This window comes from Streptomyces sp. NPDC046335, from assembly GCF_055587985.1.
On record NZ_JBVJFF010000007.1, the window covers coordinates 232,400 to 246,333 of the forward strand.

Below are 13,934 nucleotides of genomic sequence, written 5' to 3' on the forward strand. Positions count from 1 at the left end.
CACCAGGAGAGCTCTTCCTATGGGCACATAAGCTGGCTTTATGAGCTCGTCCCCTGTACCGCCTTCCCGTCCCTTCGACCCCGCTTCGCCGCAGGCCTCACTCGCCCACCGGGTCCCCGATCTCGGGGGGCTCCAGCTGCTGCTCGCCGTGGCGCGGCTCGGCAGTCTCGGGCGGGCCGCGCGGGAGCTGGGCATCACGCAGCCCGCCGCGAGCAGCAGGGTCCGCGCCATGGAGCGGCAGCTCGGCGTGGCCCTCGTCGACCGGTCGCCGCGCGGCTCGCGCCTCACGGATGCCGGGGCCCTGGTGACCGACTGGGCGGGGCGGATCGTGGAGGCGGCGGAGGCCTTCGACGCGGGGGCGCAGGCGCTGCGCGACCGGCGGGACTCACGGCTCAGGGTGGCGGCGAGCATGACCATCGCCGAGTACCTGCTGCCGGGCTGGCTCATCGCCCTGCGCACCCAGCGGCCCGACACGGCGGTGTCGCTGCTCGCGGGCAACTCCGCGGCCGTGGCGTCCCGGCTCCTCGCCGGTGAGGCGGACCTCGGCTTCGTCGAGGGCCTGACGGTGCCGGGCGGCCTCGACGACGTGGTCATCGCGCACGACCGCCTGGTCGTGGTGACGGCCCCTTCGCACCCGTGGGCGCGCCGCGACAAGCCGCTCGACCCCGCGGAGCTCGCTGCCACGCCCCTGATCCTCCGCGAGGAGGGCTCCGGCACCCGCCAGGTGCTCGACGCGGCGCTCGGCGGCCTCGCCCGCCCGCTGATCGAGCTCTCCTCCACGACGGCGGTCAAGGCCTCGGCGGTGAGCGGCGCGGGCCCCTCGGTCCTGAGCGAGCTGGCGGTGGGCGAGGAGCTGGCCGCCCGCCGCCTGGTGGAGATCCCCCTGCGTGACGTGCGCCTGCGCCGCGAACTGCGAGCGGTCTGGCCGACGGGCCACCGCCCGGCGGGCCCGGCGCGGGACCTCCTGACCCTGACGAGGAACGGCCCCGGCACGCGCACGGCGTGAGCGGCGGCTACTCCCGCGCCGCCCGGTCCGAGTCGCCCGTATCCGTACGGGAGGCCAGCCGCTCGTACCGCTGCCGGGCGGCCTGCGGGGTGCCGAGGCCGAGGCCGAAGGCGATCTCCGGCCAGGTCATGCCGCGGCCCCGCGCCATCTGGAGCAGCCCGGTCTCCAGTTCGTCCAGCTCGCCGCGGACCAGCGGCAGCAGGGTCAGCGCCGCCGTGATGTCGGCATGGTCCACGTCCGGCTCGCCGTCCGTCGGCTTCGCGGCGCCGCTGAGCAGGAACGACACCAGCCTGACCGCTTCGTGGGGGCCGAGAACCGTGGGGTGTGCCTGCCTGCGCCGCTGCTCGTCGTCGGCGCCGTGCCGTTCGGCGACGCGCATCAGCGCCGCGTAGACCCGCTGGGCGCGGGCCTGCTCCGGGTGGGGTGCGGTGAAGGGGTCGGCGGCGCCGGGGGGCCGCTCGGGAGTGGCTGTCATGAGATCAGCGTGCGCCCGCACACAAGATACTGTCAACCTCTCGTTGTGAACAGAGTGTTTGCAAGGGTTGCGGCTGCCGCTGCGGCGGCCCCGGGCCGGCTCAGGATGCGGCTCTGACCAGCGCCTCCATCACCCGTGTGTCGTCCCCCATCTCCGGATGCCACTGGACGCCAAGTGTCCAGGCGGGGCCGGGAAGTTCGATGGCCTCGGGGGTGCCGTCCTCCGAGTGGGCCGAGACGACGAGGTTCTTGCCGAGGCGGTCCACCGCCTGGTGGTGGTAGGTCGGGACGCCCGTGGAGGCGTCCGGGGCGATCGACGCGTAGAGCGTGCCCGCGACCGGCCGCACCGCGTGGGTGCCGAACGCGCCCACCTTCTCCGAGTGGCCGTCCAGGTGCTGGACCAGCGTCCCGCCCAGCGCCACGTTCAGGAGCTGCATGCCACGGCAGATGCCCAGCAGGGGAGTTCCGGAGTCCAGGGCCGCCTCGATCAGGGCCAGCTCCCAGGCGTCCCGCCGGGGCGCGGGCGGGCCGGTGCGCTCATCCCGTTCGGCGCCGTAGCACGCGGGGTCGACGTCAGGGCCGCCCGCGATCACCACGCCGTCGAGCCGGGCGACGGCCGACGCGGCCCTCTCCGGCTCGTCCGGCGGCAGCATCGCGGCGAGGCCGCCCGCCGCCTGCACCAGGAGCGGGTACCCGGCGGGCAGCAGGGCCGCGGGCAGCTCCCAGGCGCCCCAGCTCGCGCTCGGCACCCAGTACGTACTGACTCCGATCAGTGGCCTGTTCATTGAACTCCCCTCGTGTTGGTGATGTTCACCGTGCCACCGCCGCGCGGCGGTCAGTCGTCAGTCGCGTGCCAGCTCCGCCTCGGCCGCCGCCAGCGCAGCGAACTCCTCCTCCGGGGCGCGCGCCACCAGGTGCTTGCGGCTGTAGAGGCCGAAGTAGGCGAGCGCGACCACGTACACCCCGAGCGCGATGAACGCCGCCGTCACGTCCACGAGGAACGTCGCGACCAGCGCCGCGCAGGCGAGGACCAGCGCGACGGAGGAGGTGAGGACGCCGCCGGGGGTGCGGTAGGGCCGCTCAAGGTCCGGCTCGCGGCGGCGCAGCACGATGTGCGACAGCGACATCAGGGCGTACGAGATGGTGGCGCCGAACACCGCGACGTTCAGCATGCGGGCACCGTCCCCGGTGGCCGCCGCGAGCCCGAAGCCGATCGCGCCGGGGACGAGGAGGCCCAGGTAGGGCGCCTTGCGGCTGCTGGTCAGGGAGAGGAAGCGGGGGAGGTAGCCGGCCCGGGAGAGCGCGAAGAGCTGGCGGGAGCCCGCGTAGATGAGGGAGAAGAAGGAGGCCACCAGGCCCGCGAGCCCGGCGTAGTTGATGACGCGGCTCAGGCCCGTGGCCTTGCCGTCCGGCTGCAACGCCTCCACCAGCGGATTGCCCGCCGACTGGATGGCCGCCGAGCCGCGCGCGCCCGCCGAGGCGAAGAAGGTGAGCAGGGCGAGGAAGACCAGGATGCAGAGCGACCAGCGGATCGCCCTCGGCAGCGTGCGTGCCGGGTCCTTGGTCTCCTCGGCGGCCAGCGGCACGCCCTCGACCCCGAGGAAGAACCACATGCCGAACGGGAACGCCGCCCAGATGCCCAGCAGGCCCAGCGGCAGCCACGAGTTGGAGCCGAGGGCGTCCGTGTCCACGGGGATGTCATTGAGCCGGGAGGCGTCGAACTCCATGAACGCGCCGACCGCGAAGACGAGCAGCGCCACCACCGCGATGCCGGTCACGACGAAGCTGAACCGCAGCGCCTCGCCGACGCCCCAGAGGTGGATGCCGATGAAGACGACGAAGCAGGCGAGGTAGACCGGCCAGCCCGAGGTCAGACCGAAGAGGCCGAGCGACTCCACGTAGTCGCCGATGAAGATGGAGATCGCGGCGGGCGCCAGGATGTACTCGATGAGGATGGCCGTGCCGGTCAGGAAGCCGCCCCAGGGGCCGAGCGCCCGGCGCGCGAAGCCGTAGCCGCCGCCGGCCGTGGGCAGTACGGAGGAGAGCTCGGCCAGCGAGAAGACCATGCAGGCGTACATCACGCCCATGAGCGCCATGGCGATGCCGAGGCCGCCGAACCCCCCTTCCGCGAGGCCCGAGTTCCAGCCCGAGAAGTCGCCGGAGACGACGTAGGCGACGCCGAGGCCGGTGAGCAGCACCCAGCCCGCGTTGCCCCGGCGGAGCGACCTGCGCTCCAGGTAGTCGTCCGCCGGTTCGGCGGGGCGAGGTTCGGCGGCGCCCGGTGCGGCGGGACGTGGTCCGACGGGACCCGGATCGGAGGATTCCACGGTCATGGCACGGCTCCTATGCGGCGGCGGCACTGCGACGGGCGGCTTAATGGAACGGAGCCATACCTTTGCCGCCCCGGGCGGCGGAAATCAAGACCCGTGCGTTACCGCGTGGTTAATGTGTGCCCTCACGTCAAGAATCCCCGCAACAGCGCCGCCGTACCCGCGCAGTGCTCCCGCATCATCTCCCGCGCCCCGTCCGCGTCCCCGTCGAGCACCGCGTCGACGAGCGCGGTGTGCTGACGCTGGGAGTGCTCCAAGTTCCGTACCAGCAGCGGGATGCAGTCCAGGAGCTCGTTCACGGTCGCCCGCACCGCCGCGTACTGCGCGGTCAGCGTCGGCGATCCGCAGAGCTCGGCGAGCGTCAGGTGCAGCAGGGTGTCCAGGCGGCGGTACTCCGCCAGCGGCGCGTCATGCGTCCGCGCCAGCGCGTCCCGCAGCCGGTCCGCCTGCCCCGCGTCGAGACCGTGCGCCGCGCAGAGCCCGGCCGCCCCGACCTCCAGCACCTCGCGGAAGCGCAGCGCGTCCTCGACGTCCACGTCCACGACCCTGCGGCGCAGCTCGTCCTCGCCCGCGGCCCCGGGGCGCCGGCGCACGAAGGTGCCGCCGTACCGCCCGCGCCGCGACTCGACGAGGCCCTGGTCCTGGAGCACCTTCAGGACCTCGCGCAGTGTGACGCGGCTGATGCCGAGGCGGTCGGCGAGCTCCCGCTCCGACGGCAGGCGCTCGCCGCCGGGCACGAGGCCCAGGCGTACGACCTGGAGGATCTGCTCCAGGGCCTCCTCGAAGCCGTTGCCCGCGCGCACCGGACGCAGCACCGGGGTCAGCCGGTCGTCGTCCTGCGGCGCCCGCGCGCTCCCCACGCCCCGCACGGGCGAGGTGTCCTCTTCCGTGTGCGACATGCCCGCACCCCCTTCCCAAGCAAAGGTTCTCCGCAATACCTTATGGCCCTCGGCTGACCCAAGGAGGCTTTTCCCGTGGCAGACCGCACACCCCCGCTCGCCGTCGAGGAGCTCAAGGCCCTCGTCGCGAGCGGCGAGATCGACACTGTCGTCCTGGCCTTTCCCGATATGCAAGGGCGGCTCCAGGGCAAGCGGTTCGCCGCCCGCTTCTTCCTCGACGATGTCCTCGAACACGGCACGGAGGGCTGCAACTACCTCCTCGCCGTCGACCCGGAGATGAACACCGTCGACGGATACGCGATGTCCTCCTGGGACCGCGGTTACGGCGACTTCGCCATGCACGCCGACCTCACCACCCTGCGGCGCGTCCCCTGGAACGAGGGCACCGCGATGCTGGTCGCGGACCTCGCCTGGAGCGACGGCTCGCCCGTGGTCGCCGCGCCCCGGCAGATCCTGCGCCGCCAGCTGGAGCGCCTCGCCGAACTGGGCCTCAGCGCCCACGTGGGCACCGAGCTGGAGTTCATCGTCTTCAAGGACACCTACGAGCAGGCGTGGGACGCCGGGTACAAGGACCTGACCCCGGCCAACCAGTACAACATCGACTACTCCGTCCTCGGCACCGGCCGCATCGAACCCCTCCTGCGCCGTATCCGCAACGAGATGGCGGCGGCAGGCCTCGTCGTCGAGTCCGCCAAGGGCGAGTGCAACCCCGGCCAGCACGAGATCGTGTTCCGCTACGACGAGGCCCTCGTCACCTGCGACCAGCACGCCATATACAAGACCGGCGCCAAGGAGATCGCGGCCCAGGAGGGCGTCTCGCTCACCTTCATGGCCAAGTTCAACGAGCGCGAGGGCAACTCCTGCCACATCCACCTCTCGCTCCAGGACGCCGACGGCGACAACGTCATGGCCGGTTCGCCGGACGACCCCGGAGGCATGTCGCCCCTCATGCGGCACTTCCTCGCGGGCCAGCTCGCCGCGCTGCGCGACTTCTCCCTGCTCTACGCGCCCCACATCAACTCCTACAAGCGGTTCGTGCCCGGCTCCTTCGCCCCCACCGCCGTCGCCTGGGGGCAGGACAACCGCACCTGTGCCCTGCGCGTCGTCGGCCACGGCCGCTCCCTGCGCTTCGAGAACCGGCTGCCGGGCGGTGATGTGAACCCGCACCTCGCGGTCGCGGGGCTCGTCGCGGCGGGTCTGTACGGCGTGGAGCAGAAGCTCGAACTGCCCGAGGAGTGCACGGGCAACGCCTACTCCGGCGAGTACGCACACGTCCCCACCACCCTGCGCGAGGCCGCCGAGCTCTGGGAGAACAGCCCGGTCGCGAAGGCCGCCTTCGGCGACGAGGTCGTCGCGCACTACCGCAACATGGCGCGGGTCGAGCTGGACGCCTTCGACTCCGCGGTGACCGACTGGGAGCTCCGCCGCTCCTTCGAACGCATGTGAGGCAGCCTTGCCAGACGCACCGAACGTCGACGTACTGAACCTCGACGTACTGAACCCGGCGACGGAAGAACTCGTCGCGACCGTCCCCGCCGCCACCCCGCAGGACGTCGACGCCGCCGTCGCCCGTGCGGCGCGCGCCCAGGAACAGTGGGCCGCGGCGGCCCCCGCCGACCGCGCCCGGCTGCTTCGCCGCTTCGCCGCCCAGGTCGACGACCACCTGGAGGAGCTGGCCCGCCTGGAGGTGCGCGAGGCGGGGCACGTCATCGGCAACGCCCGCTGGGAGGCCGGCAACGTCCGCGACCTCCTCGACTTCTCCGCCGGGGGAGCCGAACGGCTGAGCGGCAGGCAGATCCCCGTACCCGGCGGCCTGAACGTCACCGTCCTGGAGCCCCTCGGCGTCGTGGGCGTCATCGCCCCCTGGAACTTCCCGATGCCGATCGCCGCGTGGGGCACGGCCCCCGCCCTCGCGGCGGGCAACGCGGTGATCCTCAAGCCGGCCGAGACGACACCGCTCACCGCGCTCCGCCTCGCCGAACTCGCCCTGGCGGCGGGCCTGCCCGAGGGACTCTTCCAGGTCCTGCCCGGCGTGGGCGGCGTCGCGGGCAGGGCGCTGGTCGAGCACCCCGGCGTAGCCAAGATCGTGTTCACCGGCTCCACTCGCGTCGGCAAACAGATCATGGCCACCTGCGCCGACCGGGTGAAGCGGCTGACCCTCGAACTCGGCGGCAAGAGCCCGAACATCGTCTTCGCCGACGCCGACGTGGAGGCGGCGGCCCTCGCCACCCCCATGTCGTACCTGGACAACTCCGGCCAGGACTGCTGCGCTCGCACCCGCGTCCTCGTGCAGCGCTCGGTGTACGACCGCTTCATGGAGATGGTGGCGCCCGCGGTCGAGTCCGTCGTCGTGGGCGACCCGTCCGACGAGAAGACCCAGATGGGCCCGCTGATCTCCCGGGCCCAGCTCGACCGCGTCCGGTCCTACGTCACCCCCGGCGACGGCATCCACGGGACGGCCCCCGACGGCCCCGGCTTCTGGTTCCCGCCGACGCTGCTCACCGATGTCGACCCGGGCGCCCCGGTGGCCACGGAGGAGGTCTTCGGCCCCGTCGCCGTCGTCATCCCCTTCGAGGACGAGGCCGACGCCGTGCGTCTCGCCAACGCCGGCGACTACGGCCTCTCCGGCTCGATCTGGACCCGTGACGTGGGCCGCGCGCTCCGCGTCTCGCAGGCGGTCAAGGCGGGAAACCTGTCCGTCAACTCGCACTCCAGCGTGCGCTACTGGACCCCCTTCGGCGGCTACAAGCAGTCCGGCCTCGGCCGCGAGCTCGGCCCGGACGCCCTGCACGCCTTCACGGAAACCAAGAACGTCTTCATCAGTACGGAGGCCTGAACCCCTATGTCAGAGAACATCTGCCGCCGCCTCGTCGGCCGCACCGCCGTCATCACCGGCGCCGGCAGCGGCATCGGACTCGCCACCGCGCGGCGCCTCGCCTCCGAGGGCGCCCACGTCGTCTGCGGCGACATCGACGAGGCCGCGGGCAAGAAGGCCGCCGATGAGGTCGGCGGGATCTTCGTGAAGGTCGACGTCACCGACGCCGAGCAGGTCGACGCGCTGTTCAAGACGGCCTTCGACACCTACGGCTCCGTCGACATCGCCTTCAACAACGCGGGCATCTCGCCGCCGGACGACGACTCCATCCTCGACACCGGCCTCGACGCCTGGAAGCGCGTCCAGGAGGTCAACCTCACCTCCGTCTACCTGTGCTGCAAGGCCGCCATCCCCTACATGCGCCGCCAGGGCAAGGGCTCCATCATCAACACCGCCTCGTTCGTGGCCCGGATGGGCGCCGCGACCTCGCAGATCTCCTACACCGCGTCCAAGGGCGGCGTCCTCGCCATGTCCCGTGAGCTCGGCGTCCAGTTCGCCCGCGAGGGCATCCGCGTCAACGCGCTCTGCCCGGGCCCCGTCAACACCCCGCTGCTCCAGGAGCTGTTCGCCAAGGACCCCGAGCGCGCCGCACGCCGCCTCGTGCACATCCCCGTGGGCCGCTTCGCCGAGGCCGACGAGCTCGCCGCCGCCGTGGCGTTCCTCGCCAGCGACGACTCCTCGTTCGTCAACGCCACCGACTTCCTCGTGGACGGCGGCATCTCCGGGGCGTACGTGACCCCGCTGTAGGCACAGCGCGCAGTTCACCAAGGAGCCACCCAGGCGTCAGCCGGGCGTCGCACGACGCCCGGCTGACCTGCGTAGACACGGGAGTGTGTTCGTGAACCTCAAGCGCCGCGCCGCCGCGGCCACCGCTGTACTCGCCGTCGCCGCCGCCGGTCTCGTCGCCGTCCAGGCCACCGCCGAGGCCACCCAGACCGAAGCCCGCGGCCGGTCGCTGACCTGCCCCGCCCTCACCGTCTCCCAGGGCTGGTACGGCGAGAACCGGGCACGGCTCCAGCACATGATCGATACGTACGGCCACTGCGGCCCCCGGCGCCACCACGGCGGGGCCAAGCCCGTCGCCACGTTCGACTGGGACAACACGGTCATCAAGAACGACGTCGGCGACGCCACCATGTACTGGCTGCTGCGCAACGGCAGGATACGCACCCCGGCCGAGGGCGACTGGCACACCACGAGCCGCCATCTGACCGACCCGGCCGCCAAGGCCCTGGCGAAGGCCTGCCCGGCCACCGCCGCCACCCTGCCCACCCGGCGGAACACCGCCTGCGCCGACGAGATCCTCTCCGTCTACGGCGAGGGCACCACGACCGGCGGCGCCCCGGCCTTCGCGGGCTTCGACCACCGCCGCATGGAGCCGCAGTACGCCTGGCTCGCCCAGCTCACCCGCGGCTGGACCACCCAGCAGGTCGAGCACTTCGCGGCGGCCGCCCGCAAGGAGAACCTCACCGCGCCGGTCGGCACCGAACAGCGGGTCGGCAGCGGCAGGGCCACCGGCTGGGTCCGCCACTACGACCAGCAGCGCGACCTGATCCGCACCCTGAAGAAGGCCGGCTTCGACGTCTACGTCGTCTCCGCGTCACCCGAGCCGGTCGCCGAGGTCTGGGCGCGCGGCGTCGGCGTCGACGCCCGCCACACCATCGGCATCCGCAACGTCACCGCCCACGGCAGGCTCACCGCTCACCTCAAGGGCTGCGGCACCGTCAGGGACGGCGACGACTCGATGATCACGTACATCGACGGCAAGCGGTGCTGGATCAACCAGGAGATCTTCGGCGTGCGCGGCGCGGCGGCCGAGAAGGTGCGACCGGCCGCGCACCGCCAGGTGTTCGCGGCGGGCGACTCCGACACGGACGTCTCCTTCCTGCGCGACGCCACCGGGCTGCGGCTCGTCCTGAACCGCAACAAGGACGAACTGATGTGCCGCGCCTACGACAACGGCGACGGCCGCTGGCTGGTCAACCCCATGTTCATCCGGCCCAAGGGCGCGAGGACCGGCCCCTACCCCTGCGCCACCACCGGCTACACCGAACGGGACGGCACACAGGGCCCGGTGCGCCGCGCGGACGGCTCCGTGATCCCCGACCAGAGGGACGCTGTGCACGGCGCGCCGACGCTGTCGTCAGGCTCGTAGTACTGATGTACGGTGCACTCACATGCGTACCAGACACCTTGTGGCGCTGACGCTGGCCACGGCCGCCTCCCTGGCAGCCGTGCCCGCAGCTTCCCCCGCGGCCGCCGCCACGCCCGCGAACTCCCGTACCACCGACGCGCACTGTCCGCAGCTCTCGAAGAAACTGAAGTGGCACGGTGACAACCGCGCCAAGCTCCAGCGGATGATCGACGAGCGCGGACGCTGCTCGGACCCGCACCTCGGACACGGCGGGAAACGCCCGGTCGCCGCCTTCGACTGGGACAACACCATCACCAAGAACGACGTGACCGACGCGACCATCGCCTGGTCCCTGCGGCACGACAAGATCCTGCGGCCCAAGAGCTGGAAGTCCACGAGCAAGTGGATGACCGACGCCGCCGACCGCGCCCTGACCAAGGCGTGCGGCACGAAGGTCCCCGTCGGCAAGCCGCTGCCCACCTCCACGAACACCGCCTGCGCCGACGAGATCTTCGAGGTCCGCGAGGACGGCAGGACGATGAGCGGCGCCGCCGCCTTCGCCGGGAAGTGGGACCACCGCCACACCGTCCCGCAGTACGCCTGGGTGCCGCAGATCTTCGCCGGGCACACCGTCCCCGAACTGGAGTCGTACGCCGCGAAGGCCCGTAAGGAGGCGCTGGCCGCCCCCATAGGCAGCGAGCAGACCGTCGGCACGCACGAGATCCCCGGGTACGTGCGCTACTACGACCAGCAGCGCGACCTGATCCGCACCCTGAAGAAGGCCGGGTTCGACGTCTACATCGTCTCGGCGGGTTCCGAGCCGGTCACCGAGGTGTGGTCCAAGAGCGTGGGCATCGACCGCGCGCACACCGTCGCCATCCGTTCCGTCCTGGACCGCGAGGGCCGCATCACCACCTGGAACCAGGGCTGCGGGGGAGTGCCCGTCAACAAGGGCGAGGCCATCCCGTACATCGACGGCAAGCGGTGCTGGATCAACCAGGAGATCTTCGGCGTCAAGGGCAAGGCGGCCTGGCAGAAGCAGGACCGCGCCCACCGCATCGCGCTCGGCGGCGGTGACGCCGACACGGACGTGACCTTCGTCGGCGACGCCACCGGCGCGCACCTCGTGCTCAACCGCAACAAGGCCGAGTTCATGTGCCGCGCGTACGACGACGCCGACGGCCGCTGGGTCGTGAACCCGATGTTCATCGAGCCGCTGCCGCGCAAGTCCGGCACCTACCCGTGCTCGACCGCCGCGTACAACGAACACGGCGGGGACAAGGGCCCGGTCCTGCGCGCCGACGGCTCGGTCGTGCCAGACCAGCGGGACTCGGTGTACTGACCTTCGCGCCACGTCCTACAGTGCCGGGATGAGTATGTCGCCTCCGCCCGGCTGGTACCCGGACCCGCAGCAGCCCGCCGTCGAGCGCTGGTGGGACGGAACAGCGTGGACCGAGCACCGGCGCACTCCCGAGACCGCTCAAGCGGCCCCGGCGCAGCAGGGCTTCGGCCCGGCGCCGGACCCCGCCGTGACGACGGTGACGGCCCCGGTGTCCTCCGGCGGCGGCCGCGCGAAGATCCTCGCGCTGGTCGCCGCCGGAGCCGTGCTCGTCGCGGCGATCGTCACGGGCGTCGTCGTCCTCGGCAAGGACGGCGACGACCCGGAAGGCGTGGCCGCGCCGAGTACGAAGGCGGAGACGAGTCCCACGGCGACCGCCACGGAGCAGGAGTCGAAGTCCCCGACCGCCGACCCCGACCCGGACACCCTGGTCGACGACCTCAACGGCATCACGCTGCCGGTGCCCGACGGCTGGGAGAAGGACGACGACACCGTCGGCGGCGGCGCCACGATCCAGACGCCCGACATCGTCGACTGCCCCGGTGACTCCGGCAACTGCCGCCACGGGACGGTCACCTCCAGCACGGCCACCGGCACCGACGAGACCGACCCGAAGACCCTCGCCCTCGGGGACATCAAGGACGCGGCGGAAGCCGCCTACGACAAGGACACGCTCGACCGGCAGCCCTACGGCGGCATGACCGGCCACGAGCAGGTCGAGGCGGGCCAGGTGGCGGTCGCGGGCCGCGCGGGCTACTACGTGCGCTGGCGCGTCCACACGGCGAAGGGCCCCGGCGGCTACGTCCAGTCCCTCGCGTTCGCCTCCAGCGTCGGCTCCGAGTCGATGGTCATCGTCCGCTTCGCCGTCGGCGCGCGGGACGGGGCGCCGCCGGTCTCGGACATGGACGAGATCACGAGAGGCATCCGGTCCGTGGACGACGGCGAGTCGAGCGGCGGCGTGGGAAGCGGCGTCACTCCCACGGGGTGAGGCGCCCGGCGCCCTGAAAGCCGGTCAGAGGAAGGTGTGCCCCTCGCCCCGGTAGGTCGGCACGCTCGCCGTGACCGTGTCACCTTCCACCAGCCGCAGGGTGGCGAAGCGTTCGCACAGCTCGCCCGCCTTGGCGTGCCGGAACCACACCTTGTCGCCGATCCGCAGATCGTCCGCCGGCGGGCCGAGCAGCGGGGTCTGCACCTCGCCCGCGCCCTCCTGCGGGTCGTACCGCAGCCCTTCGGGCAGGTACGGCACCGGCGAACGGTCCGGGCCCGCGACACCCGACGCGGGGTAGCCGCCGCCGAGCACCGTCACAATGCCAGGGGCCGGCCTGCGCACCACGGGCTGCGCGAAGAGGGCGGCCGGACGCCCCCGGAAGGACGTGTAGTTGTCGAAGAGCCGCGGCACGTAGAGCCCCGACCCCGCGGCGATCTCCGTCACCGCCGGCTCGGCCGCGGTGTGCTGCACGCTGCCCGTGCCGCCGCCGTTCACGAACTCCAGATCGGGAGCGGCCGCACGGACCGCCGCGATCGTCCGCGCCCGGCGCTCCGCCAGCTCCTTGCGGGCCGCCGCCTGCATCAGCCTGATCGCCCGTGAGCGCGCGGGCCGCCCCTGGACCGCGTCACCGACGCCGGCCACATGACCCTCGTACGCCATGACGCCCACGAGCCGGAACCCGGGCCGCCGGGCGATGGCGCGGGCCAGGGCCGCGACCTGCTCGGGCGAGTGCAGCGGCGAACGCAGGGCGCCGACGCGCACGTGGCCGCCGAGTGCCCGCAGGGAGGTGTCCAGCTCCAGACAGACCCGGATCTCCTCCTTCCCGCCGCCCCTGGCCCCGTCGATCAGCCGGAGCTGGGCGGGGTCGTCGACCATCACGCTGACGCTCGCGGCCAGCTTCGGATCGGCGGCGAGCTCGGCGAACGCGGCCCGGTCCGCCGAGGGGTAGGCGAGCAGCACGTCGTCGAAGCCGGAGCGGGCCAGCCACAGGGACTCGGCGAGCGTGAACGACATGACCCCGGCGAAGCCGTCACGGGCCAGGACCCGTTCGAGCAGGGCCCGGCACCGGACGGACTTGCTCGCGACGCGGATCGGCTTGCCGCCGGCGCGGCGCACCAGGTCGTCGGCGTTGGCGTCGAACGCCTCCAGATCGACGATCGCTACGGGGGCGTCGAGGTGTGCGGTGGCCCGGTCGTAGCGGGCCCTGTCCGCGGCAGGGGCAGTCATGGCCGAAGCCTGTCAGACACGATTACCCGGGGGTAGGGGGATGATCCGGGCAGATCGCCCGGGGGCGCGATCCGGGTTCCCGCGCGACCTGCGTCTGCCCGTAGAGTGACGCGCACGGAGCCTCGCCGGGCCGAGCGCTCCGGCACCGGAGTGCGAGGAGACGGGGGAGCATGAGCACGGAGGCGCGTCGCACCCCGATCCCCCCGAGGCCCGCCACGCCCCCCCGTCCGGCGCTCCCGCCGGACCCCCCGCCGCCCCCGTCGGCCCGCTTCCCCGACGTGCGCCCCCCGGTGGACGAAGACTGGCTCCTCACCGTCCCGGACCCCGCCACGGCCGACACGACCGCCCCTGAGGAAACCTCAGCTCCCGCCGTCTCGAACACCACCGCCCCGGTTGCTTCGGCTCGCCTGCCGGATGGGCGCCCGGCGGCCGTTGAGGGTGCGGGTGATGCCGCGGGCGGCACGGCTGATGGTGGGGACGGTCTGGCCCCCGGGGCGCCTCCGGCTGCTTCGGCTCGTCTTCCGGATGTGCGTCCGGCGGTCGTTGAGGGTGCGGGTGATGCCGCCGGTCGTGCGGCCGGTGTTGTCGACCGTCCGGCTTCCGGGGCGCCTCCGGCTGCTTCGGCTCGTCTTCCGGATGTGCGTCCGGCGGTCGTTGAAGGT

The 13,934-nt window shown here is 72.6% G+C and carries 12 protein-coding genes; 7 read left to right on the forward strand and 5 right to left on the reverse strand.

Annotated features, from left to right (window positions below):
- The first annotated feature begins 40 nt into the window (after positions 1-40).
- On the forward strand, positions 41-1,006 hold the full coding sequence (locus ACZ6JY_RS19020) for a LysR family transcriptional regulator (RefSeq protein ID WP_469197146.1): 966 nt from the start codon (positions 41-43) through the stop codon (positions 1,004-1,006).
- Positions 1,007-1,013: 7 nt separating this feature from the next.
- Here the strand turns inward: ACZ6JY_RS19020 and ACZ6JY_RS19025 are convergent, their stop codons facing one another.
- From ACZ6JY_RS19025 to ACZ6JY_RS19040, 4 genes are all read right to left on the reverse strand, one after another.
- A complete protein-coding gene (locus ACZ6JY_RS19025) occupies positions 1,014-1,481 on the reverse strand; it encodes a DNA-binding protein (RefSeq protein ID WP_469197147.1) in 468 nt (155 codons plus the stop codon).
- Between the two features lie 100 nt (positions 1,482-1,581).
- The gene (locus tag ACZ6JY_RS19030) at positions 1,582-2,265 is read right to left on the reverse strand and encodes a gamma-glutamyl-gamma-aminobutyrate hydrolase family protein (RefSeq protein ID WP_469197148.1); all 684 of its coding nucleotides are present in this window, start codon (positions 2,263-2,265) and stop codon (positions 1,582-1,584) included.
- Positions 2,266-2,322: 57 nt separating this feature from the next.
- The gene (gene eat, locus ACZ6JY_RS19035; protein WP_469197149.1) at positions 2,323-3,813 is read right to left on the reverse strand and encodes an ethanolamine permease; all 1,491 of its coding nucleotides are present in this window, start codon (positions 3,811-3,813) and stop codon (positions 2,323-2,325) included.
- 122 nt (positions 3,814-3,935) lie between these two features.
- Complete coding sequence (locus ACZ6JY_RS19040; protein ID WP_469197150.1) at positions 3,936-4,709, reverse strand: FadR/GntR family transcriptional regulator; 774 nt, start codon at positions 4,707-4,709, stop codon at positions 3,936-3,938.
- 75 nt (positions 4,710-4,784) lie between these two features.
- Here ACZ6JY_RS19040 and ACZ6JY_RS19045 point away from each other — a divergent pair, with 75 nt between their 5' ends.
- The 6 genes from ACZ6JY_RS19045 to ACZ6JY_RS19070 all read left to right on the forward strand — a co-directional run bounded on the left by ACZ6JY_RS19045 (position 4,785) and on the right by ACZ6JY_RS19070 (position 12,045).
- On the forward strand, positions 4,785-6,155 hold the full coding sequence (locus tag ACZ6JY_RS19045; RefSeq protein WP_469197151.1) for a glutamine synthetase family protein: 1,371 nt from the start codon (positions 4,785-4,787) through the stop codon (positions 6,153-6,155).
- Between the two features lie 7 nt (positions 6,156-6,162).
- A complete protein-coding gene (locus tag ACZ6JY_RS19050) occupies positions 6,163-7,545 on the forward strand; it encodes an aldehyde dehydrogenase family protein (protein ID WP_469197152.1) in 1,383 nt (460 codons plus the stop codon).
- A gap of 6 nt (positions 7,546-7,551) precedes the next feature.
- Positions 7,552-8,331, forward strand: coding sequence for a 3-oxoacyl-ACP reductase (locus tag ACZ6JY_RS19055; RefSeq protein WP_469197153.1), 780 nt, complete (start codon positions 7,552-7,554; stop codon positions 8,329-8,331).
- 91 nt (positions 8,332-8,422) lie between these two features.
- Positions 8,423-9,739, forward strand: coding sequence for a haloacid dehalogenase-like hydrolase (locus ACZ6JY_RS19060; RefSeq protein WP_469197154.1), 1,317 nt, complete (start codon positions 8,423-8,425; stop codon positions 9,737-9,739).
- Between the two features lie 22 nt (positions 9,740-9,761).
- On the forward strand, positions 9,762-11,060 hold the full coding sequence (locus ACZ6JY_RS19065) for an HAD family hydrolase (RefSeq protein WP_469197155.1): 1,299 nt from the start codon (positions 9,762-9,764) through the stop codon (positions 11,058-11,060).
- Between the two features lie 28 nt (positions 11,061-11,088).
- Positions 11,089-12,045 carry a DUF2510 domain-containing protein gene (locus ACZ6JY_RS19070; protein ID WP_469197156.1) on the forward strand — a complete coding sequence of 319 codons (957 nt, stop codon included), beginning with the start codon at positions 11,089-11,091 and terminating at the stop codon, positions 12,043-12,045.
- A 24-nt stretch (positions 12,046-12,069) separates the two neighbouring features.
- Here ACZ6JY_RS19070 and ACZ6JY_RS19075 read toward each other — a convergent pair whose 3' ends face one another.
- Complete coding sequence (locus tag ACZ6JY_RS19075; protein ID WP_469197157.1) at positions 12,070-13,272, reverse strand: amino acid deaminase/aldolase; 1,203 nt, start codon at positions 13,270-13,272, stop codon at positions 12,070-12,072.
- Between the last annotated feature and the right edge of the window lie 662 nt (positions 13,273-13,934).

Coding starts and splice junctions, on each gene's coding strand:
- ACZ6JY_RS19020 (WP_469197146.1), top strand. CDS start 41: ATGAGCTCGTCCCCTGTACCGCCTTCCCGTCCCTTCGACCCCGCTTCG.
- ACZ6JY_RS19025 (WP_469197147.1), bottom strand. CDS start 1,481: ATGACAGCCACTCCCGAGCGGCCCCCCGGCGCCGCCGACCCCTTCACC.
- ACZ6JY_RS19030 (WP_469197148.1), bottom strand. CDS start 2,265: ATGAACAGGCCACTGATCGGAGTCAGTACGTACTGGGTGCCGAGCGCG.
- eat (WP_469197149.1), bottom strand. CDS start 3,813: ATGACCGTGGAATCCTCCGATCCGGGTCCCGTCGGACCACGTCCCGCC.
- ACZ6JY_RS19040 (WP_469197150.1), bottom strand. CDS start 4,709: ATGTCGCACACGGAAGAGGACACCTCGCCCGTGCGGGGCGTGGGGAGC.
- ACZ6JY_RS19055 (WP_469197153.1), top strand. CDS start 7,552: ATGTCAGAGAACATCTGCCGCCGCCTCGTCGGCCGCACCGCCGTCATC.
- ACZ6JY_RS19065 (WP_469197155.1), top strand. CDS start 9,762: ATGCGTACCAGACACCTTGTGGCGCTGACGCTGGCCACGGCCGCCTCC.
- ACZ6JY_RS19070 (WP_469197156.1), top strand. CDS start 11,089: ATGAGTATGTCGCCTCCGCCCGGCTGGTACCCGGACCCGCAGCAGCCC.
- ACZ6JY_RS19075 (WP_469197157.1), bottom strand. CDS start 13,272: ATGACTGCCCCTGCCGCGGACAGGGCCCGCTACGACCGGGCCACCGCA.